This is a genomic window from Bradyrhizobium sp. USDA 3256 (genome assembly GCF_054058275.1).
In genome coordinates this window covers 4349101-4369169 of sequence record NZ_JBSSAE010000002.1, presented here as the reverse complement: position 1 = coordinate 4369169, position 20069 = coordinate 4349101, and the positions used below count along the sequence as shown (strand labels likewise).

Sequence of the window (20069 nt, the reverse complement as noted above, 5' to 3'; positions counted from 1 at the left end):
GGGGATCGATCCTTTGGCGTTCAGCGTTTGTAGGTATTGGGGACGAAGGGCGTGGCGGCGACCTTGAGCGGCAGCCGCTGGCCTCGCACTTCGGCGAAAACGGTGGTGCCGACCGCGGAAAGGGCGGTAGGCAGATAGCCCATCGCGACCGGCGCATTGAGGCTCGGGCCGAAGCCGCCCGAGGTCACCTTGCCGATCTGCTCGGTCGAGCCGGCATCGGCGAACAGCGCGGCGCCTTCGCGCACCGGTGCGCGGCCGTCGGGCTTCAGGCCGACCCGCCGGCGCGCGGCGCCATCTGCGAATTGCGCGAGAATCTTGTCGGCGCCGGGGAAGCCGCCGGCGCGGGCGCCGCCGCTGCGGCGAACCTTCTGCACCGACCATTCCAGCGCGCCTTCGACCGGCGTCGTCGTGGTGTCGATGTCGTGGCCATAGAGGCACAGCCCGGCTTCGAGCCGCAGGCTGTCGCGCGCGCCGAGCCCGATCGGCAGCACGTCGGGATTGTCGAGCAGCGCGGTGACCAGGGCTTCCGCCTTGTCCGCGGGCACGGAAATCTCAAAGCCGTCCTCGCCGGTATAGCCGGAGCGCGAGACGAAGCAGTCGACGTCGCCGACGCGGCGCGGACCGGCGTCCATGAATTTCATCGAACCGACATCTGCACAAAGTTTCGCCAGCGCCGATTCGGCTTTCGGCCCCTGCAGTGCGATCAGCACGCGGTCGGCCAGCGAGACGATCTCGCAGGCGTCGGAGAGATTCGCACGCAGATGCGCCTCGTCCTCGGCCTTGCAGGCGGCGTTGACCACCAGGAACAGGTGATCGCCGAAATTCGCCACCATCAGGTCGTCGAGCAGGCCACCATCATTGTTGGTGAATTGCGCGTAGCGCTGCCGTCCCGGTGCGACACCGACGATGTCCTGCGGCACCAGTTTTTCCAGCGCGAGCGCGGCGTCGGCGACCTTACCGGATTTGGCCTTCAACACGAGCTGGCCCATGTGCGACACATCGAACAGGCCGGCTTCCTTGCGGGTGTGCAGATGCTCCTTCAGCACGCCGGCCGCGTATTGCACCGGCATGTCATAGCCGGCAAACGGCACCATCTTGGCGCCGCGCGCCAGGTGCAGCGCGTGCAGCGGGGTCTGTTTCAGCGGGGAGGTTTCGTGCGCAAGCATCACAGGGCCCTCGCGGTTCCCGCGGGGACCCATTTCCCCTTGAGAAACCTGCAGAAAGCCCCATCTGTCGCTGTGCCTGAGAGTATTATCCCGTCGGCGGACGCATCGGGGCGAACCCCAGCATCTCTTTCCAGATGTCAGACGTCACGCGGTCCTTTTGCCTGAGAGTTTCCGGGGCGGTTGCTCCTTCGGCGCCGGCGGTAAGGCCGGTCTCTCCCGACGTGACTAGGTATAGGTAGGTAGAAAACACGGCGCCACCAAGACTGTCAACGCAGCTGCAGCAACTATCCAATGGGCTTTGTGCTGCCGCGGCAAGCCCATGATCCGCCTGCACAGTTTCTGGACACCGCAGCTGGCAATGTCTAAAAGCGTTCGGCCGGAAAATGACGCCTTTTTGCGGCTGGCCGGCCCTTTTTTCCGATTGGATGAACATGAGCAGCGTCAACGACATCAGGTCGACATTTCTGAACTTCTTCAAGGAGAACGGGCACGAGATCGTGGCCTCGTCGCCGCTGGTTCCGCGCAACGACCCGACCTTGATGTTCACCAATGCCGGCATGGTGCAGTTCAAGAACGTCTTCACCGGCGTCGAGAAGCGCGGCTATCAGCGCGCCACGACGTCGCAGAAGTGCGTGCGCGCCGGCGGCAAGCATAACGACCTCGACAATGTCGGCTACACCGCGCGCCATCTCACCTTCTTCGAGATGCTCGGCAACTTCTCGTTCGGCGATTACTTCAAGGAGCGCGCGATCGAGCTCGCCTGGAATCTGATCACCAAGGATTTCGGGCTGAAGAAGGACAAGCTGCTGGTCACCGTCTACCACACCGACGACGAGGCGGCCGGCCACTGGAAGAAGATCGCGGGCTTCTCGGACGACCGCATCATCCGCATCCCGACGTCGGACAATTTCTGGGCGATGGGCGACACCGGTCCGTGCGGTCCGTGCTCCGAAATCTTCATCGACCGCGGCGAGCACATCTGGGGCGGACCTCCGGGCAGCCCGGAGGAGGATGGCGATCGCTTCCTCGAATTCTGGAACCTGGTGTTCATGCAGTACGAGCAGGTGACGAAGGAGGAGCGCGTGGCGCTGCCACGTCCCTCGATCGACACCGGCATGGGGCTCGAGCGCATGGCCTGCATCCTGCAGGGCGTCGAGAGCGTGTTCGAGACCGATCTGTTCCGCAATTTGATCGATGCCGCCGCGTCGACCCTCGGCCACGGTCCGAACGAGCAGAACGTCGGGTCGTACCGCGTGATCGCCGACCACCTGCGCTCGTCGGCATTCCTGATCACCGACGGCGTGCTGCCGTCGAACGAGGGCCGCGGCTACGTGCTGCGCCGGATCATGCGCCGCGCGATGCGCCATGCGCAGCTCTTGGGCGCGAGCGAGCCGCTGATGCATCGCCTGGTCTGGGCGCTGGTCCGCGAGATGGGCCAGGCCTATCCGGACCTGGTCCGCGCCGAGAAGCTGATCGAGGAGACGGTGCGGCTGGAAGAGACGCGCTTCCGCAAGACGCTGGCGCGCGGCCTGTCGATCCTCGACGAGAAGAGCGCCGGCCTCAAGAAGGGCGACATGTTCGACGGCGACACCGCGTTCACGCTGTACGACACCTACGGCTTCCCGCTCGATCTGACGCAGGACGCGCTGAAGTCGCGCGGCATCAGCGTCGACCAGGCGTCGTTCACCGACGCGATGGAGCGGCAGCGCGTGAAGGCGCGTGCCTCCTGGGCAGGCTCGGGCGAGGCGGCGAGCGAGGCGACCTGGTTCCCGCTGCGCGAGAAGCTCGGCGCGACCGAATTCCTCGGCTACGAGACCGAGAGCGCGGAAGGCGCGGTGACGGCGCTGATCAAGGACGGCGCCGAGGTCGAGAGCCTGAAGGCCGGCGAGAGCGGCGCGATCGTGCTGAACCAGACCCCGTTCTACGGCGAGTCCGGCGGCCAGGTCGGCGACACCGGCGTGCTGACCGGCGAGGGCGTCAAGTTCCGCGTCGCCGACACGCAGAAGAAGGCCGGCGATCTGTTCGTGCATCTCGGCACGGTGGAGCAGGGCACGCTCGGCGTCGGCACCGCGCTGCAGCTCGAGGTCGACCACACCAGGCGCTCGTCGATCCGCGCCAACCATTCGGCGACGCATCTGTTGCACGAGGCGCTGCGCCAGGTGCTTGGCGATCACATCGCGCAGCGCGGCTCGCTGGTCACGCCGGACCGGCTGCGCTTCGACTTCGTGCATCCGAAGCAGATCACGCCGGAAGAGCTCGCCCGGATCGAGGACATCGCCAACGATGTCGTGCTGGAGAATGACGAGGTCACGACCCGGGTCATGGGCGTCGACGATGCCCGCGAGGCCGGTGCCCGCGCGCTATTTGGCGAGAAGTATGGCGACGAGGTTCGCGTCGTGTCGATGGGCAAGGGCGCCCGCGATCACGGCCAGAACGCGTTCGGCTGGTCGGTCGAGCTCTGCGGCGGCACCCATGTCCGCCGCACCGGCGACATCGGCATGATCTCGGTGACCAGCGAGGGCGCGGTGGCGTCCGGCGTCCGCCGCATCGAGGCGCTGACCGGGCATCACGCGCGCAAGCACGCCAACGACACCATCGCGCTGGCCAAGACCGCGGCGCTGGAGCTGCGCACCACGATCGACGACGTGCCGGCGCGCATCGCCGCGCTGATGGAAGAGCGCAAGAGGCTCGAGCGCGATCTGTCTGACGCCCGCAAGAAGCTCGCGATGGGTGGCGGCGGTGCGTCGAACGGCGCGGCCTCCGCCGTTCGCGAGGTCGGCAATGTCAAGCTGCTGGCACGCGCGGTCGAGGGCGTCGAGACCAAGGATCTCAAGAGTCTCGTCGACGACGGCAAGAAGCAGATCGGCTCGGGCGTGGTCGCGATCGTCGGCGTCACCGAGGACGGCAAGGCCGGCATCGTGGTCGGCGTCACCGCCGATCTGACCGCGCGGTTCAACGCGGTCGAGCTCGTGCGCAAGGGCTCCGAGGTGCTCGGCGGCAAGGGCGGCGGCGGCCGGCCCGACATGGCGCAGGCCGGCGGACCCGACGGCGCCAAGGCAGACGCCGCGCTGTCGGCGATCGAACAGGCCATGACTCAACAGGCATCGGCCGGCGCCTGACGGAGAGTCTGATCGTGGCGACGGCTCCGGGTAGGCCCACGATCAGCGATCCCGGGCTGCGCGACCGTCTCTACGAGCTGCTCGAACGCGATGATCTGCCGCATTCGGGCGGCTTGCGGTTTGCCCGGGTCATCGTCGCCATCATCGCCGTCGACGTGCTGGCGGCGATTCTGGCCTCCGTGCCCGAGATCGACGCGCAGTTCGGCTGGCTGCTGACGACCATCGAGATCGCGGCGGTCATCGCCTTCGCGCTGGAATATGCCGCGCGGCTCTGGAGCGTGGTCGGCCACTCCTTGCGCGACATGACGCCGGCGCGGGCGCGGCTGGAATACGCCTTCTCGGCGCTCGGCGTGATCGACCTGCTCGCCTTCCTGCCGTCGGCCATCGCGCTTGTCGTCGGCGACAAGACCGCGCTGGTGCTGTTCGGCATGCTGCCGTTCCTCAAGCTGGTGCGCTATTCGACCGCGATGCGCTCGCTGCTGGCGGCACTGCACGCCGAGCGGCGCACGCTGTTCGGCTGCGTGGTGATCCTGACCGGCGCGGTGCTGCTGTTCGCCTCGCTGCTCTATGCCATCGAGCACAGGGTGCAGCCGGACAAGTTCGGCACCATGCCGCAGGCGATGTGGTGGGCGATCGTGACGCTCGGCACCGTCGGTTACGGCGACGTCGTCCCGATTACGCCGCTCGGCCGGACCGTCACGGTGATCGCGATCGTGGTCGGCTTCGCGATGATCGCGCTGCCGGTCGCGATCATCTCGACTGCGTTCGCCGACGAGGTCCGGCGCCGCGACTTCGTCGTGACCTGGGGCATGCTGGCGCGGGTGCCGCTGTTCTCGCATCTTGGCGCCGCCGATATTTCCGACATCATGCGCCTGCTGCGGTCGCAGACCATCGAGGCCGGCGAGGTGCTGGTGCGGCGCGGCGATGCGGCGTCATCGATGTATTTCATCACCGCGGGCGAGGTCGAGATCGACCTGCCGAGCCAGCTTGTGCGGCTTTCCGACGGCGCGTTCTTCGGCGAGATCGCGCTGCTGCGGCGGACCAGCCGTTCGGGGACGGTGACGGCGACGCGCAAGACCAAGCTGCTGGTGCTCGATGCGCAGGACTTCCATGCCCTGATCGAGCGCATGCCGGCGCTCGCCGCCCATGTCCGGGAGACCGCGGAGGCGCGGCTTGCCGATCCGCTCGCGGCCGGCGGCGACCTGGCCGCCGCGGAGATCGCCCAGGCGCCGCGCGAGACCGACGGCGGCATCCGCGATTAAAGCATGATCCGGAAAAGTGCGAAGCGGTTTTCCGGAAAGATCATGCTCAAACAAAGAGCTAAGGCGCGATGACGATTCAACCTAATCTCATCGCGCTTTAGCCTCAGTCCCGTCGCAGGAACACGTAATCCGCCGAGTAGGCCGCGCCTTTCAGCGCGCCTGATTTGTCGCAGGCGCCGCTGAGCTCGCCGCCCGAGGTGTTGATCCGCTGCACGGTTGCGACGCCCGAGAGCAGGCCGTTGCTGCGGTGGGCGATCACCTCGAGCTTCAGCCAGGGAATATCGGCGGCGGTGGTGCCGGGTATGCTGCCGGCGGTGCGGGCGGTCACGGCGCTGCCGTCGACATGCTCCCAGTTCGGACCCGCATAATGCCGGCCGACCGTGCGGCCGTCGGCGATCAGGGTGGCGACCGGTTCGCGGAACGACCAGGCGAGCTTGCCGTCGCTGACCGGCTTGCACTCATAGACCTGCACGCCCTCGGCATGGACCGACAGAACCGGGGACTCGCCGGGCGCCGCGACGGCGTCGGGCAGGGGATCGGCAGCGAATGCCGCCGACCCGGTGAGCGAGAACGATGCGAGCACGACGGCTCTGACAAGGGCCATGGTCATGCTCGCACCTGTCTTCCAAAGACGACGGCCTCAGGCCGCGATCGCCTTCACGAGGTTGTCGGACACCTTGTCGAGGAACCCGGTGGTCGAGAGCCAGCGCTGGTCGGCGCCGACCAGGAGCGCGAGGTCCTTGGTCATGTAGCCCTCCTCGACGGTCGCGACGCAGACCTTCTCTAGGGTGGTGGCGAACTTCGCCAGCGCCTCGTTGTTGTCGAGCTTGGCGCGATGGGCGAGGCCACGGGTCCAGGCGAAGATCGACGCGATCGAGTTGGTCGAGGTCTCCTTGCCCTTCTGGTGCTCGCGGTAGTGGCGGGTCACGGTGCCGTGGGCGGCCTCGGCTTCCACGGTCTTGCCGTCCGGGGTGAGCAGCACCGAGGTCATCAGGCCGAGCGAGCCGTAGCCCTGGGCCACGGTGTCGGACTGTACGTCGCCGTCATAGTTCTTGCAGGCCCAGACATAGCCGCCGGACCATTTCAGCGCCGAGGCCACCATGTCGTCGATCAGGCGGTGCTCGTAGGTCAGGCCCTTGGCGTCGAATTCCTTCTTGAACTCGCGGTCAAAGACGTCCTGGAAGATGTCCTTGAAGCGGCCGTCATAGACCTTCAGAATCGTGTTCTTGGTCGACAGATAGACCGGGTAGTTGCGCATCAGGCCGTAGTTGAACGAGGCGCGGGCGAAATCGGTGATAGAGTCGTCGAGATTGTACATCTCCATCGCGACGCCGGCGCCGGGCGCCTTGAACACTTCCTTCTCGATCACGGTGCCGTCCTCGCCGACGAACTTCAGCGACAGCGTGCCCTTGCCGGGGAACTTGATGTCGGTGGCGCGGTACTGGTCGCCATAGGCATGGCGGCCGATGATGATCGGCTTGGTCCAGCCGGGAACCAGGCGCGGCACGTTCTTGCAGATGATCGGCTCGCGGAAGATGCAGCCGCCGAGGATGTTGCGGATGGTGCCGTTCGGCGACTTCCACATCTGCTTCAGGCCGAACTCCTTCACCCGGGCCTCGTCGGGGGTGATGGTGGCGCATTTGACGCCGACGCCGACCTTCTTGATGGCTTCGGCGGCGTCGATGGTCACCTGGTCATTGGTCTCATCGCGGTATTCCATGCCCAGATCGAAATAGAGCAGTTCGACATCCAGGAACGGGTTGATCAGCTTGTCCTTGATGTACTGCCAGATGATCCGGGTCATCTCGTCGCCATCGAGCTCGACGACGGGGTTGGATACCTTGATTTTTGCCATGACGGGGAGGCCCTCTTGGGAACGGCGCGCTTTTGACGGCGGGGGTGGAAAATACGCCTGCGCTATAGCACCGCCCGGGGGCGGGCGGAAGCGGAGGGGGTATGCACTTTAAGCCCATCTTTTCAGCTAAAACGCCGCCTGCGTCGCCGTCCCGGCCACGATGTACCAGGTCACGAACAGGCCCGCGATCAGGGCGCCCGGCAGGCTCGATCCGGTCCGCCGCCAGGTGAAGGTCGCGATCACGGCGACGATCGCAAGCAGGGGCACGAACTGGATCGCGACGATGGTCGAGAGCGGCACGAAACCGGGGTCCGGGACCGGGTTGAACAGCTTCCCCGTCAGCCACAGCGTGCCGTATTGCAGCACCAGCAACACGATGAAACCGAACGTCAGCGCCAGGATGTTGGTCAGGTACAGCGCCCCGCGCGGCGCATCCATGGTCGAGAAATTCCGGTGCAGCACGTGCAGCGCCACGACGAAAAACGCCGTGAACGGAATCAGATAGATCAGGAAGATGAGGAATTGCTTCGCGCTCATCAACTTGAGTGCGACGATCCAGAAGCGGAAGTCGATCTTGAAGGCGAGGTCGGCGAGCCACAGCGCGGCGTAGCCGACCGCGACCGAAGCCAGCGCGATCACGACGGATTGACCGACGAGGCCGGTCCGGCTGGCCCGCTGCGGGGCGAACCGCATCAGGGCGAGCGTGATCAGCCCGTTGATGATGGCCCAGACCAGGATCTGGTTGGTGATGCCCTGCGGCAGGAACGCGCTCGGGGTGACGAAGGTGCCGCCCAGTGCAAAGGCCGGGTAATAGGTCAGCGCCGGGATGAAGGCGGACAGGATGAATGCCGCGGTCCAGCGCCGGCCGCTCGCGGCCCGATGCGGCGGCATCGTGCCGTCGGCAACCGCGGGCAGCCGCAGGCGGGAGAACATCGGCGCCTCCAGCAGCCCGTCGAACGTCCCGATGACCAGGGCAATGAAACCGATCAGGGCGATGAGCGTGCCGATCTCCTTGCGGAACCAGATCTGGTCATCGACCGGCCGCGCCGTGCCGCCCTTCAATGTCTTGGCGAACCAGTCGAGGCTGTAGCCGATCGCCTCATGCGAGATGTGCTCGGCCGGATGGGTCATCGCCGGGGTGTACAGCACCCGCGCGGTGCCGTTGGCCGGATCCCCATAGACCTTGCCCGGCTCGACCGCGCCTTGGGTGCCGAACAGCGCCCAGAGCTTTGGGCTCTTGGTGACGTCGCGCGCGAGCGGGACGCTCCACATCAGGTCGGGGAATTCCTCGTACTGCGCGAACACCAGCGCGGTGTTGCGCGGCCAGCTCGCGGTGCCCTCGGCGGCGAACGGCTTGCCGGTGGACGAGCCTTCCAGCACCATCGATTTGTAGTCGTTGGGCTGAGCTGCGGCAGCCGCCAGCACGGTCCAGCCGCCCATCGAGTGGCCCTCGAGCCCGATATTCTCCTTGTCGACGAACGGCAGGCTGCGGAGATAGGCAAGGCCGTCAGGTCCGCCAAAACCGTTGGCGAAGGAGGGCGGGTCGCTGTAGCCGTGGCCGGTCTGGTCGAGCGCGAGCACCACATAGCCGCGGCGGGCGAACTCGATGGCGAAGCCGTCCTGGGTCTCGCGCGAATTGATATAGCCGTGGACAGCGAGGATGCCGGGTGCCGGGATCTGCGGCGTGGCATTCGGCGGGATGTAGAGCAGGGCGCTCATGGTATTGCCCTTGGCGCCCTTGAAGCGCACATCCTCGATCCGGATGCCGCCGGCGGTCTGCGTGAAGTGGGCGAGCAGGCCCCCCGCCACGATCAAGATCAGGCCCACAATCGCCAGCGTCCATCTGCCCCGCATCCTCGTCCCCCCAAGTGCTTCGACCCACGTGCTTCGACCCAAGTGTTTCGACCCAAGTGTTTCGCCGTTGAAACCGGCATCTCGAGCGTGCCTTTACAGCTTCGCTTTGGTTGTGGTTGATAGCCTATCCGAAGGCCAAGTGCGCGCAAGCGGCAGCCTTCGCTTCGTGCGATTGGGACTCCGATTGAGGATTCGCAAACGCCGCTAACCCTGTTATCTCCTTGGAGAAAATGGTCCCGCGCAAAACCGGTGCAAAGCTGGTCGGTGCGGTCTTGGGTCCCTGCATGAGATTTTGAATCAGCGTCCTCGGAAGCTGATTCAAAATCTTCAGACGTTGAATCAGAAAGTGAAGTGAGATGTCCGGTACCGACAAGACCAAGGCAGGGCACGACCTTGCCGGTCCCGTCGTCATCCTGGTCGAGCCGCAGCTTGGCGAGAACATCGGCATGGCCGCGCGCGCGATGGGCAACTTCGCGCTGTCGAGGATGCGCATCGTCAACCCGCGCGACGGCTGGCCGAATATTGCGGCCCAGCGGGCGGCCGCGGGCGCCGACCACATCATCGGTTCCGTCGAGCTGTTCGACACCGTCGAGCAGGCGATCGCCGATCTCACGCTGGTGTTTGCGACCACCGCCCGGGCCCACGACCAGGCCAAGCCGGTGGTCGGGCCGGAAGGCGCGGCGCGCGAGATCGTCGGCCATGTCGCGTCCGGCGGCGGCGCCGGCATCCTGTTCGGGCGCGAGCGCTCCGGCCTGACCAATGAGGAGGTCGCGCTCGCCAACCGCATCATCACCTTCCCGGTGAATCCAGGCTTCGCCTCGCTCAATCTGGCGCAGGCGGTGCTGTTGATGGGGTACGAGTGGTTCAAGCTCTCGACCGCGGGCACGCTGCCGTTCGCGATGCCCGAGCGGTCCGAGCCGGCCTCCCAGCACCAGATGCAGGCGTTCTTCGACAACCTCGTTGCCGAGCTCGACAAGGTCGAGTTCCTGCGGCCGGCGGAGAAGCGCGACACCATGCTGGTGAACCTGCGCAACATCTTCACGAGGATGGATCCGACCAAGCAGGACATGCACACGCTGCACGGCGTGGTGATGGCAATCGCCGAGGGCCGCAAGGGCCCGGCCAAGGGCGGCGTGCTCGACGGCGCCCAGGCGACGCGCTTGCGGGCGCTGCTCGCCGAGCAGGGGCACGGCGGCGCGACCGCCGACAGCAGCAGCACCGTGCGCGGGCTCGCCCGGCTGCTCCGCCGCAACCCGACCGACGCCGAACGGATCCTGTGGCAGGCGCTGACGCGGGACCGCCGCTTCGCCGGCCAGTTCAAGCGTCAGACCCCGGTCGGCCGCCACATCCCCGACTTCGTCTCCTTCGTGCACCGGCTCGCGATCGAGCTGGTCAACCCGAACGAGAGCGAGGCGATCGGGGACGACCGCGCCAACCGCAGAGCCTGGCTCGAGGCGCGCGACTATCGGGTGGTCGACATGCAGGTGGCCGATGTCGAGCGCGACCTCGACGCCGAGCTCGCGCGGCTGGAGGCAGGGCTGCGGCAGGAGCGGTAGCTTACGCTGCCGTTCCGTCCGCGTGGCAAGCGCGCATTTGGGCGCGTAGCTTCTTCCACGTGTCGTCCCTGCGAAAGCAGGGACCCATACGCCGCGGCTTGTGTTGTTGAAGGGACTCGTCGTTCCACCATCGCAAGATAATCAGCATTTGTGGTTATGGGTCCTGGCTTTCGCCAGGACGACACTGTGTTTGTTGCGCGGCCGGCGAGTCACACATACGCATTCTCGCGACTCGCTTCGCCCGAGCTTTGCATCTCGTTTCGCCGCTCTGATGACAGAAGGCGCACGGAAAGCCGGGTGCCGACCGCAGGTGCGGCGCGGATGGCGTGCTATCTGCCTTCACAATCCAGAAGGCAGCATCTCGCTAGGCTAGTGCCGATACGAGCCACAGGCCCACATGCAGATCGCGCCCATCCGCTCCGAGGCTTGCGGCGAGCGCGTTGCGTACCGCTTCCATGGCGCGATGCCGTTGATCGTCCGTGGCATTCTCGAGCAGCGCAGGCAGCGGGCCGGCCTGCGTGATGAAGGCCATGCTTTGCGCGATGTCGCCGCCGTGGATCGGCACGTCGGTGGCCTTGAGCGCAATCTCGTGAAACCCGGCCTCGGTCAGGATGCCGCGAACACGCTCCTCGCGCGCGAACGAAAACATCCCGGGCGCCGATGGATCGAGCGGCGGCTGTGGCGGCACATGCGGCCGGGCCGCCTCGATCGGTACGCGAAACCACGGCGACTCCGGCATGGTCCGAAAACAGACGAACACCAGCCGCCCACCCGCTTTCATGCCGCCGCGGATGTTGGTGAAGGCCTTGACCGGGTCATCGAAGAACATCAGGCCAAAGCGCGAATACACCAGATCCGCCCAGCGCGGTTCGAAGCCGTAGATCGTTGCGTCGGCCAGCGCACAGGTCACGTTGGCAAGTCCCGACTTGGCGACACGATGCTTGGCCAGATCCAGCATCGGGACCGAGATATCGACACCCACCGCAGCACCCGACGGACCGACAACCTTGGCGAACGCCAGCAGTGTGTCACCGGTGCCGCATCCGATATCGATGACACGCTCGCCCGGCTTTGCCGCCGCAGCACCCAGGCTGACGCCGGTGACCGAGGTGAAGACATCGCTGATCACGGCTTGCTGCGAAACCCATGAGTGCCCCATGGTGCTGTTCCAGAACTCTGCTCCTCGGGGGTTTTGCGTGGGCGTCTGCATTTGATCAATCTCCTGGTGCTGAAAATCCGACGGGGTGTCGTCTGAAACAAACTGCACAAAATTCCGGATCGAACGCGAGGCTGAATGTCCGTACCGGCACTGGCGAACCGCAGCCGACGCGCTTCGCGTGTCGGCTCTAGGCCATCACTATGTCTTCGCACGATCCGCATCTGATGGATGCCGGACGGCGCTCAGGTGGTGGATTCATTGCCGCCGCCCTTCGGCTTGGAAATCGGAGGGATGCAGCTACCGAAGCGTGGATCGAGCGGATCGTAGCGCGACCTCATTCTCGCAAAAATATAGAGCGCGGCGAGAGCGAAGGCGCCGAGCAACAGCAGGCCCCATGCAGGTGGCGGAGCAGCAATCAAAAGTACGGCTGCTCCAACGAGGACTAACGCGAAAATGCCCGAAGACAGTTTTGAAGCCATGACCGGCTCCGCAATTAGCGCTTGGACGGGATACTATCCCTGAAATCGATCTGTTTGTGAGAGGCTGGCTGCGACACGCCAGCGCAGATATATCCACCTGCGCCGTGGACGGAGCGACGGCCTGTGCGCTCACGGCGCGCGAACGTCACTATCGCGAGCTGGCTGTTGAGTTCGCCCAGGCTCACTTGCTCACTGCCGCGTGGATGGCGCGGCAATGTTGTACCAAGGCATCGTGCGAGGCCACGAATTGCTTCAACGGCGTATTGATGTCGTAGAAGTAGATGTTGGCCACGAAGCCATAGATGCCGGCGTCGATGGTCGTCGGTCTGTCGCCGTGCACATAGCCTTGGCTCGGGATCAAGCTCGCCAGTGCGGCGAGATCGGCGAGGCCGCGGGCCATCGCGGCGTCGGGCTCGAAGCGGCCGATGCCCTGGTAGTAATAGCGCTGGGCGTTGAACTCCTTGGCCTTCATCAAGCCGTCGTCGGTGAGACCCGGATGCTCGCGCTTGAGCGCATCGCGGAATTGGGGCCAATAGCGCGCATCCTGCCAGCGCGAATAGGACATCACCCAGTAGAGATCGTCGAGCGTCCGCGTGACGAGGAGGTTGGTCGTGCGCTGCGCCGGCGTCAGGGCAGCATCCAGCGTCACGTCATATCTTCCGGTGACATAGGCGAGGATGGTCTCGCTGTCGCCGACAGTGTCGTCGCCGTCGACGATATAGGGTAGTTGCTGGCGCGGCGCCTTCGATGCATCGAAGATGTGCTCGTGCCGGAACGGCACGCCGGCCAGCTTCAGGAAAGCGAACACCTTCAGACCATAGCCATTGTTATCGGCGACGCCGAACAACGGCGGATAGGAATAGAGCGTGAGCATGGCGGCCCGTCGCGTTCAAGGTCGCTACAGGCTACCTCAGAATCTTTCGGTTGGATATGCCAGGCAGGCCCGCGTGTTGCGTCGCAACGCCTGAAACGATTGCCTACAATCCGTAGTTGATGTCTTATTGTCGTCCTTGTCCCTGGTCGGGCGATTTTTTTTACGGATATTTTTCAGGGAGGAATTGCGATGCTGCGCACGTGTTTCTCATGCCTGTTCGTGACGGCCTTTTCGCTGTCTGCAATGGCCGCCGACGATGATCCAAAGCAGAAGGCCGAAGCGATTGCTTCCGAATATGCGGCGAGTTTCAACAAGCAGGATGGTGCGGGAATTGCCGCGCTGTTCGCGACCGGTGGCGTCCACGTCAATCCCGCGGGGCCGCGCTCCGACATTGCGAGTTTTATCAAGGCGCCTTCAAGGCCGGGTTCGACCATGAGGAAATAACGGTGGACCAGGCATGGCCGCTGGGCTCGGACATGGCGCTCGCCATCGGCGGGTATCGTCTCTCGGGCAAGAACCAGAGCGGAGCGCCTATCGAGACAGGGGGCATCTGGACAGCAACTTACGTGACCGAGGGAGGCAAGCTCAAAATTCGCCTGCTGTCGGCGATGCCCAAGCCGCCGCCTCCGAAGTAGCAGGGGCATCCGGATGGACGATACCGCCGCGCGCTTCGGCGCGCGGTTTGTTGTCCTTCTCTCTCCTCAAACCGCAAGGCGATCCAGAGGAACCTTCATCCTGAGCTTAAGGCCGTTCTGCCGCCAGTCGTATTCGATCTTGCCCCCGAGCTGACCAGCAATACTACGCTCCGTGAGTACGCTGCCGAAGCCGGCGGCTTGCGGCGGGGCGACGATCACGGGACCGCCTGTCTCATCCCACTCAAAATTCAAGTCGCCGTCTTGCGTTTCCCATTTGATACGGATTGCCCCGCTCGGCTCCGAGAGTGCCCCGTATTTGGCTGCGTTCGTCGTAATTTCGTGCAGCGCAAGGGCGAAGCTTGTTACGGCCATCACGCCTACAGGCACATCGGGTCCGCTGACCACGATGCGGTCGCGAGAGCCATCATCATAGGGTTGCAAGACAGTTCGCACGACCTCGTCCACCGTCGTCCGTTCGCTATGCGCTTCCGTGCCCATAATCCCCGGACGTATGAGGTCCTTGGCCCGCATAAGGGCATCCAGCCGCCCGCGAAGCGACTGAGCCATTTCCTGCGGCGTTCGAGCTGATCGAGCGCTAAGGCTAATGATGCCGTGGAAGATCGCGAACAGGTTTTTCACCCGGTGGTTCGCCTCTCGCGCAAGCAACCGTTGATGCTCCTGCGCTTCCTTCTGAGTGGTGATATCCACCACCACGCCGACGAAGTTGGTAAGCTCGCCGTTTTCGTCTCTCAGGCACTCGCCACGCGCCTCGACCCAGCGGATGGTCTCGTCCTGCTGCAGCAGCCGATATTCCTGGATGTACTTTTCCCCGCTGGCGACCGCAAGATTCACGGCCGCAATAGTCCGCTCCACGTCCTCCGGATGGATACCGGCAACATAGTCCAAAAAAGGTGCGCCTTCTTGGCCCTTGACGGGATCGACTGAGAACATTTGCGCCAGATGCGCATCCGAATAGAACGTGTCCGTCGGCACATGCCAGTCGAACGTGCCTATCATTCCGGCGGCGCTTAGGGCTTGGGTGAGCCGTTTCTCCGTTCTGGCCAGTTTTCGCTGCGCCACAACCCGATCAGTTGTCTCGTTCACGATGCAGAGGACGCCGCCAATGTCGCCCGCCTCGTTCCGAACCGGGGAGTAGGAGATGTCAAAATAGACGTTCTCCGGATAGCCGTGCCGCTCGATGTAGAACGGACGATCCTTGGCGAAGACGGTCTCACCAGTGTCGAGGACACGCCTTAGCAGAGGTTCAAGATCGTCCCAGAGTTCCGCCCAGTTCTCTCGCGCGGGCCGCCCAAGTGCCCTCGGATGCTTCTCACCGATGGTTGGTGCGTAGGCGTCGTTGTACAGGGCCACGAAGTCCGCGCCCCAGAACAGCACGATTTGTGCGTTGGCAGGCAGCATAAGGCTGACCGCGCTCTTGAGATGTGCAGGCCATCCGTCAATGGGTCCCAAACTGGTCGTGGACCAATCGAGCGCGCGAATGAGCGCACTCAATTCGCTCCCGCTCGGCAGGAAGTCAGTTTTGCATTTGCCGCTGGGACTCGTCTCGCGAGTGGTGCTCATTGCATTGAATCAAACAGGACTTTGCGACCGGAGACAAGAGCCGCATTCCCCTGCCGGTCCTTTAGTCAACTGAGCCAGTTGAGCCAAATGAGCTAACAATGGCTATTCGGGTCAGATCCGGTCCTGGTCATATGAGCCGCCGATGACGCCCAAGCCGGCGACTTCCGCTTTGCCAGCGGAAGCCGACGTTGACGGTGCACGCCCCAGGCGGTCAGGCCTTGGAAATGCCGCCGTCGATCACCGGTCCCATCGGCTCGTAGCGCTCGCCGCTGAAGCGCACCAGTTGCAACTGCTCGAGCGGATAATAGTCTGATGGCGAGGTGTTGATCCTGATGCCGGGCAGCAGCATGTCGGATTCGAAATCCTTCAGGTTGGCCGCCTGCTTGATGATGCTTTCGGACGAGACGTCGTCGCCGCACTGCTTGAGCACCTGGACCAGGATCTGGCTGGTGAGATAGCCGGTGACGGCGTAGATGTCGTTCTTGGCGGCCGCCGGATCGTATTTGTCGAGGAAGGCGCGCCATTTCTGGATGGCGGGATCGCTGTCCCAGGCGGCGTCGACGGGATCCTTCAGATAGGCGCTCGAAATAATTCCCTTGGAGACGTCGAAGCCCGCGGCCTTCAGCGTCGAGCCGGCGGAGGAGGCGTTGTTGCCGATGTAGTGCGCCGGCTGCCAGCCGAGCTCGGCGATCTTCTTGATGCCTTGGGCGGCGAATTTCGGCGTGGTCATGCTCATGAACACGTTGGCGCCGGCGGACTTGCAGCGGACCACCTGGCTGTCGATGGTCGGGTCGGCGGTCTCATAGGACAGCTCCGCAACGATTGCGGACGTCCTGGCGCCAAGTCCGTCCTTGAAACCCTTCAGCACGTCGCGGCCGAAATCGTCGTTCTGGTAGACGATGCCGATTTTGGGGTCGTTCTGTGTCGACAGCACATGCTGCGCGAAGGCGCGGCCCTCGATCTGGTAGCAGGGCTGGAACCCCATGGTGTAGGGGAAATTCTTGTAGTCGCCGAACTTGGTCGCGCCCGAGGCGATGAAGAGGTGCGGGACCTTCTTCTGGTTCATGTACTTCATGATTGCCGCGTTGGTCGGCGCGCCGAGCGGCGCAAACAGCACATCGATCTCGTCGCCTTCGACCAGCTTGCGCGCCTGCTCGACGGTCTTGGCCGGACTGTAGGCATCGTCATAGGTGATGTACTTGATCATGCGGCCATTGATGCCGCCTTGCTCGTTGATCATCTTGAAATAGCCGCCGGGGGTGCGGCCGATCGACGAATAGACCGCGGCCGGTCCCGAATAGGCGTCGATGTTGCCGATGACGATTTCGGTCTTGCCCTCCGTCTTGCCTCTGGCGATCGCGGGCCTGCCGAGCAGCAGCGTGGCTGACGTAGCGGCGGCGCCCTTGATGAGATGACGGCGCGATAGCCGGGGCGAACGGTTCCTTGTCATTGCAGTCCTCCGCTTCTTCTTGTTGGCCGTTTTGGCATTATTGGCCGTTTGGCAGCCTCTGACGGGCATGTCGGCGCGCAGCATTCCACAGCAGTGCTTTGGGACTTGTGTGCAGTCGCTACCATCCGAAATTTTCGTGCGGTGTCAGCCGCGGAAGCCGCGTTCCCCATCCTCGGTTACCGACATGCCGCCCGGGATTGCTATACTGCGGCGGATGTCGTGATGATCAGAGCAGGGTGGACCGATGGCGAAAGCACTGGAAGGCAAGGTGGCGGCCGTGACCGGGGCGGCGTCGGGCATCGGACTGGCGAGCAGCGCGGCGATGCTGGCCGCGGGCGCGCGCGTGGTGATGGTCGACCGCGATGCCGCCGCGCTGCAAGCGCTCGCCCGCAAGCACCGCGATGCGGTGATCCCGCTGGTGATCGACCTGCTCGATCCCGGGGAGTGTGCAAGCTTGCTGCCCAAGGTGCTCGAGAAGACCGGCCAGCTCGACATCCTGCACGCCAATGCCGGCATCTATGTCGGCGGCGACCTCGTCGATGCGGATACGATTGCGATCGACCGGATGCTGAACCTCAACGTCAACGTCGTGATGAAGAACGTGCACGACGTGCTGCCGCACATGATCGCGCGCGGCACCGGCGACATCATCGTCACAAGCTCGCTCGCCGCGCATTTTCCGACACCGTGGGAGCCGGTCTATGCATCGTCGAAATGGGCGGTCAACTGCTTCGTCCAGACGGTGCGGCGCCAGGTGTTCAAGCACGGCATCCGCGTCGGCTCGATCTCGCCCGGGCCCGTGATCAGCGCGCTGCTGGCGGACTGGCCGCCCGAGAAGCTTGCGGAGGCCAAGGCGGCCGGAAGCCTGCTGGAGGCCAGCGAAGTCGCCGAGGTCGTGATGTTCATGCTGACCCGGCCGCGCGGCATGACGATCCGCGACGTCGTGATGCTGCCGACGAATTTCGACCTGTAGGGCTTGGCTCCGACGTCGTTCGGAAGTGCGATTTCTGGCACACTTCGTGCACGAACAGGCCGTTTGCAAACCTGATTTCGCGCAGAGCGCTGCGCGCTGAAGCCCAAGGAGGACACCTCATGAAACGCGAAGACCTCACCGAGAAGCTGCTCGACATCAAGCGCGAGAAGGGCTGGAGCTGGAAACACATCTGCGAGAAGGTCGGCGGCTATTCCGACGTGCTGATCACGGGCGCGATCCTCGGCCAGATGAAACTGACGAAGCCGCAGGCGGCGAATGCCGGCGAGCTGTTCGGGCTGTCGAAGGCCGAGGTCGCGATGCTCAACGAGGTACCGATGCGCGGCACCGGCACGCCGATGCCGCCGACCGATCCGCTGATCTACCGCTTCTACGAGATGGTGATGGTCAACGGCCCAGCCTGGAAGGCGCTGATCGAAGAAGAATTCGGCGACGGCATCATGTCGGCGATCGACTTCGACATGGCGCTGGAGCGCGTCGCCAATCCGAAGGGCGACCGCGTCAAGATCACCATGAGCGGCAAGTTCCTGCCGTACAAATACTACGGCGCCAGCGGCAACGTGCCTGAATACGGCTTCAAGGAAGAGTGAGGCGAGGGGGCGAATGGCGAGCAGCGAATGGATTCTTGCCCATTCGCTATTCGCACCTCACCATTCGCTACAGGATCGTGCCCGGGTTGTAGCGCGCCGCCTCAGGCTTGGCCTTGGCCAGGGCCTCGACCTGCTCGGCGAAGAAATCGACCTGGGCGCCGGCGTCGCCGGAGTTGGCGCGGCCCTGGTCGAGCACGTGCTGCAACTCGGCTGCGCTCAGGCCAAGACGCTTGTCGGCGGCGAGGCGCTGCAGCAGATCGTTCTGCACGATCTTGCCGGTGCGCAGGTCGCCGATGGCTGCGACGGCATGCTCCTTGATCGCCTCGTGGGCGCCTTCACGGCCCGCGCCCTTCTTGACCGCTTCCATCATCACCGTGGTGGTCAGCAGGAAGGGCAGATAGCGGTTGAGCTCGGTCTCGACCACGGCTTTGAACACCTCCATCTGGTCAAGCACCGTGAGCAGGGTTTCGAGCAGGCCATCCATGGCGAGGAAGGCATCGGGCAGCATGACGCGGCGGACGACCGAGCAGGAGACGTCGCCTTCGTTCCACTGATCGCCGGCAAGGCCGGCGGCCATCGCTAGATAGCCCTTCAGGATCACATGCAGGCCGTTGATGCGCTCGCAGGAGCGGCTGTTCATCTTGTGCGGCATTGCCGAGGAGCCGACCTGGCCCTTGGCAAAACCTTCGCTGGCGAGTTCATGGCCTGCCATCAGGCGGATGGTCTTGGCGAAATTGCCGGGTCCGCTGGCGAGCTCGGTGAGCACGCTGACCGCACGGAAGTCGAGGCTGCGCGGATACACCTGGCCGACGGCGTCGAGCGCCTTCGGCAGGCCGAGGTGGACGAGGACGCGCTGCTCGAGCGCGCGCGCCTTGCCGGCATCGCCATTGAACAGCGTGATCTGGTCGAGACGGGTGCCCACCGCGCCCTTCAGGCCGCGCGCGGGATAGGTTTGCAGCACATTGACCAGGCTCTGATGCGCCAGCAGCATCTCCTCGCCGGACATGGCGATGCGCTTGCCGAGCGTGGTGACCTGCGCGGCCACGTTGTGGGTGCGCGCGGTGAACGGGACGTCGCGCAATTGCGTCGCGCGCGTCGCAAAGCGGATGAGCGCGGCGATGCTCTTGGTCTCGATGAGCTGCAGCGCGCGGTAGACCTGCAATTGCTCGACGTTCTCGGTGAGGTCGCGGCTGGTCATGCCCTTGTGCAGGTGCTCGTGACCGGCGAGCTCGCAGAACTCCTCGATGCGCGCCTTGACGTCGTGGCGGGTGACGCGCTCCCGCTTCATGATGGAGGCCAGGTTGATCTGGTCCTTGACGCGCTCGTAGCTTTCGATCACGCCATCCGGCACCGCGATGCCGAGATCGCGCTGGGCCTTCAGCACGGCGATCCAGTAGTCGCGTTCGAGGCGGACCTTGCCTTCGCCACTCCAGATGGCGCGCATGGCGGGCGAGGCGTAACGTTCGGCGAGGACGTTGGAAATGTGATCTTGGGACAT

At 64.5% G+C, this 20069-nt stretch carries 17 protein-coding genes and 1 riboswitch; of the genes, 7 read left to right on the top strand and 10 right to left on the bottom strand.

From position 1 onward, the window contains the following. Nucleotides 1–20 precede the first annotated feature (20 nt). On the bottom strand, nt 21–1166 hold the full coding sequence (gcvT, locus tag ACVWY5_RS22480; RefSeq protein ID WP_028337769.1) for a glycine cleavage system aminomethyltransferase GcvT: 1146 nt from the start codon (nt 1164–1166) through the stop codon (nt 21–23). Nucleotides 1167–1306: 140 nt separating this feature from the next. Further along, a riboswitch (glycine riboswitch) is annotated at nt 1307–1395 on the bottom strand. Between the two features lie 202 nt (nt 1396–1597). On the opposite strand from gcvT, the gene alaS reads away from it, so the two are divergent. Further along, nucleotides 1598–4285 (top strand): alanine--tRNA ligase, encoded by a 2688-nt coding sequence (alaS, locus tag ACVWY5_RS22475; RefSeq protein ID WP_028337768.1) that lies wholly within the window; start codon nt 1598–1600, stop codon nt 4283–4285. Between the two features lie 11 nt (nt 4286–4296). Next, nucleotides 4297–5547 (top strand): cyclic nucleotide-gated ion channel, encoded by a 1251-nt coding sequence (locus ACVWY5_RS22470; protein ID WP_028337767.1) that lies wholly within the window; start codon nt 4297–4299, stop codon nt 5545–5547. A 103-nt stretch (nt 5548–5650) separates the two neighbouring features. Here ACVWY5_RS22470 and ACVWY5_RS22465 read toward each other — a convergent pair whose 3' ends face one another. The 3 genes from ACVWY5_RS22465 to ACVWY5_RS22455 form a co-directional block, all read right to left on the bottom strand. Beyond that, a complete protein-coding gene (locus tag ACVWY5_RS22465; RefSeq protein WP_051376381.1) occupies nt 5651–6151 on the bottom strand; it encodes a DUF3455 domain-containing protein in 501 nt (166 codons plus the stop codon). A gap of 36 nt (nt 6152–6187) precedes the next feature. Further along, on the bottom strand, nt 6188–7402 hold the full coding sequence (locus ACVWY5_RS22460; protein ID WP_016848511.1) for an NADP-dependent isocitrate dehydrogenase: 1215 nt from the start codon (nt 7400–7402) through the stop codon (nt 6188–6190). A gap of 126 nt (nt 7403–7528) precedes the next feature. Next, on the bottom strand, nt 7529–9256 hold the full coding sequence (locus tag ACVWY5_RS22455; RefSeq protein ID WP_028337765.1) for an alpha/beta hydrolase family protein: 1728 nt from the start codon (nt 9254–9256) through the stop codon (nt 7529–7531). Between the two features lie 356 nt (nt 9257–9612). Between ACVWY5_RS22455 and ACVWY5_RS22450 the strand changes: the two genes are divergently transcribed. Further along, nucleotides 9613–10812 carry a TrmJ/YjtD family RNA methyltransferase gene (locus ACVWY5_RS22450; RefSeq protein ID WP_028337764.1) on the top strand — a complete coding sequence of 400 codons (1200 nt, stop codon included), beginning with the start codon at nt 9613–9615 and terminating at the stop codon, nt 10810–10812. Between the two features lie 364 nt (nt 10813–11176). On the opposite strand, the gene ACVWY5_RS22445 is transcribed toward ACVWY5_RS22450, so the two are convergent. The 3 genes from ACVWY5_RS22445 to ACVWY5_RS22435 form a co-directional block, all read right to left on the bottom strand. Next, nucleotides 11177–12022, bottom strand: a complete 846-nt coding sequence (locus ACVWY5_RS22445; protein ID WP_038378027.1) for a class I SAM-dependent methyltransferase — start codon at nt 12020–12022, stop codon at nt 11177–11179. Between the two features lie 191 nt (nt 12023–12213). Further along, nucleotides 12214–12450, bottom strand: a complete 237-nt coding sequence (locus ACVWY5_RS22440; RefSeq protein ID WP_321177155.1) for a hypothetical protein — start codon at nt 12448–12450, stop codon at nt 12214–12216. A 181-nt stretch (nt 12451–12631) separates the two neighbouring features. Then, nucleotides 12632–13324 (bottom strand): glutathione S-transferase family protein, encoded by a 693-nt coding sequence (locus ACVWY5_RS22435; RefSeq protein WP_028337763.1) that lies wholly within the window; start codon nt 13322–13324, stop codon nt 12632–12634. A 189-nt stretch (nt 13325–13513) separates the two neighbouring features. Between ACVWY5_RS22435 and ACVWY5_RS22430 the strand changes: the two genes are divergently transcribed. Then, complete coding sequence (locus tag ACVWY5_RS22430) at nt 13514–13768, top strand: hypothetical protein (RefSeq protein ID WP_321177154.1); 255 nt, start codon at nt 13514–13516, stop codon at nt 13766–13768. A 2-nt stretch (nt 13769–13770) separates the two neighbouring features. After that, nucleotides 13771–13959, top strand: a complete 189-nt coding sequence (locus ACVWY5_RS22425) for a hypothetical protein (protein ID WP_321177153.1) — start codon at nt 13771–13773, stop codon at nt 13957–13959. 66 nt (nt 13960–14025) lie between these two features. Here ACVWY5_RS22425 and ACVWY5_RS22420 read toward each other — a convergent pair whose 3' ends face one another. Together ACVWY5_RS22420 and ACVWY5_RS22415 are read right to left on the bottom strand one after the other, a co-directional pair. Further along, complete coding sequence (locus ACVWY5_RS22420; protein WP_028337762.1) at nt 14026–15540, bottom strand: sensor histidine kinase; 1515 nt, start codon at nt 15538–15540, stop codon at nt 14026–14028. A 211-nt stretch (nt 15541–15751) separates the two neighbouring features. Then, complete coding sequence (locus ACVWY5_RS22415) at nt 15752–16990, bottom strand: ABC transporter substrate-binding protein (RefSeq protein ID WP_028337761.1); 1239 nt, start codon at nt 16988–16990, stop codon at nt 15752–15754. A gap of 244 nt (nt 16991–17234) precedes the next feature. Between ACVWY5_RS22415 and ACVWY5_RS22410 the strand changes: the two genes are divergently transcribed. Both ACVWY5_RS22410 and cynS read left to right on the top strand, forming a co-directional pair. Further along, nucleotides 17235–17963, top strand: coding sequence for an SDR family oxidoreductase (locus ACVWY5_RS22410; protein ID WP_028337760.1), 729 nt, complete (start codon nt 17235–17237; stop codon nt 17961–17963). Between the two features lie 119 nt (nt 17964–18082). Then, a complete protein-coding gene (cynS, locus tag ACVWY5_RS22405) occupies nt 18083–18571 on the top strand; it encodes a cyanase (RefSeq protein ID WP_051376380.1) in 489 nt (162 codons plus the stop codon). A gap of 67 nt (nt 18572–18638) precedes the next feature. Here cynS and purB read toward each other — a convergent pair whose 3' ends face one another. Next, a complete protein-coding gene (gene purB, locus ACVWY5_RS22400) occupies nt 18639–20069 on the bottom strand; it encodes an adenylosuccinate lyase (RefSeq protein WP_028337759.1) in 1431 nt (476 codons plus the stop codon).

What these genes read in the sequence shown, in the direction of transcription:
- gcvT (WP_028337769.1), bottom strand. Translation starts at nt 1,166, where the DNA reads ATGCTTGCGCACGAAACCTCCCCGCTGAAACAGACCCCGCTGCACGCG.
- alaS (WP_028337768.1), top strand. Translation starts at nt 1,598, where the DNA reads ATGAGCAGCGTCAACGACATCAGGTCGACATTTCTGAACTTCTTCAAG.
- ACVWY5_RS22465 (WP_051376381.1), bottom strand. Translation starts at nt 6,151, where the DNA reads ATGGCCCTTGTCAGAGCCGTCGTGCTCGCATCGTTCTCGCTCACCGGG.
- ACVWY5_RS22460 (WP_016848511.1), bottom strand. Translation starts at nt 7,402, where the DNA reads ATGGCAAAAATCAAGGTATCCAACCCCGTCGTCGAGCTCGATGGCGAC.
- ACVWY5_RS22455 (WP_028337765.1), bottom strand. Translation starts at nt 9,256, where the DNA reads ATGCGGGGCAGATGGACGCTGGCGATTGTGGGCCTGATCTTGATCGTG.
- ACVWY5_RS22450 (WP_028337764.1), top strand. Translation starts at nt 9,613, where the DNA reads ATGTCCGGTACCGACAAGACCAAGGCAGGGCACGACCTTGCCGGTCCC.
- ACVWY5_RS22445 (WP_038378027.1), bottom strand. Translation starts at nt 12,022, where the DNA reads ATGCAGACGCCCACGCAAAACCCCCGAGGAGCAGAGTTCTGGAACAGC.
- ACVWY5_RS22440 (WP_321177155.1), bottom strand. Translation starts at nt 12,450, where the DNA reads ATGGCTTCAAAACTGTCTTCGGGCATTTTCGCGTTAGTCCTCGTTGGA.
- ACVWY5_RS22435 (WP_028337763.1), bottom strand. Translation starts at nt 13,324, where the DNA reads ATGCTCACGCTCTATTCCTATCCGCCGTTGTTCGGCGTCGCCGATAAC.
- ACVWY5_RS22430 (WP_321177154.1), top strand. Translation starts at nt 13,514, where the DNA reads ATGCTGCGCACGTGTTTCTCATGCCTGTTCGTGACGGCCTTTTCGCTG.
- ACVWY5_RS22420 (WP_028337762.1), bottom strand. Translation starts at nt 15,540, where the DNA reads ATGAGCACCACTCGCGAGACGAGTCCCAGCGGCAAATGCAAAACTGAC.
- ACVWY5_RS22415 (WP_028337761.1), bottom strand. Translation starts at nt 16,990, where the DNA reads ATGACAAGGAACCGTTCGCCCCGGCTATCGCGCCGTCATCTCATCAAG.
- ACVWY5_RS22410 (WP_028337760.1), top strand. Translation starts at nt 17,235, where the DNA reads ATGGCGAAAGCACTGGAAGGCAAGGTGGCGGCCGTGACCGGGGCGGCG.
- cynS (WP_051376380.1), top strand. Translation starts at nt 18,083, where the DNA reads ATGAAACGCGAAGACCTCACCGAGAAGCTGCTCGACATCAAGCGCGAG.
- purB (WP_028337759.1), bottom strand. Translation starts at nt 20,069, where the DNA reads ATGTCCCAAGATCACATTTCCAACGTCCTCGCCGAACGTTACGCCTCG.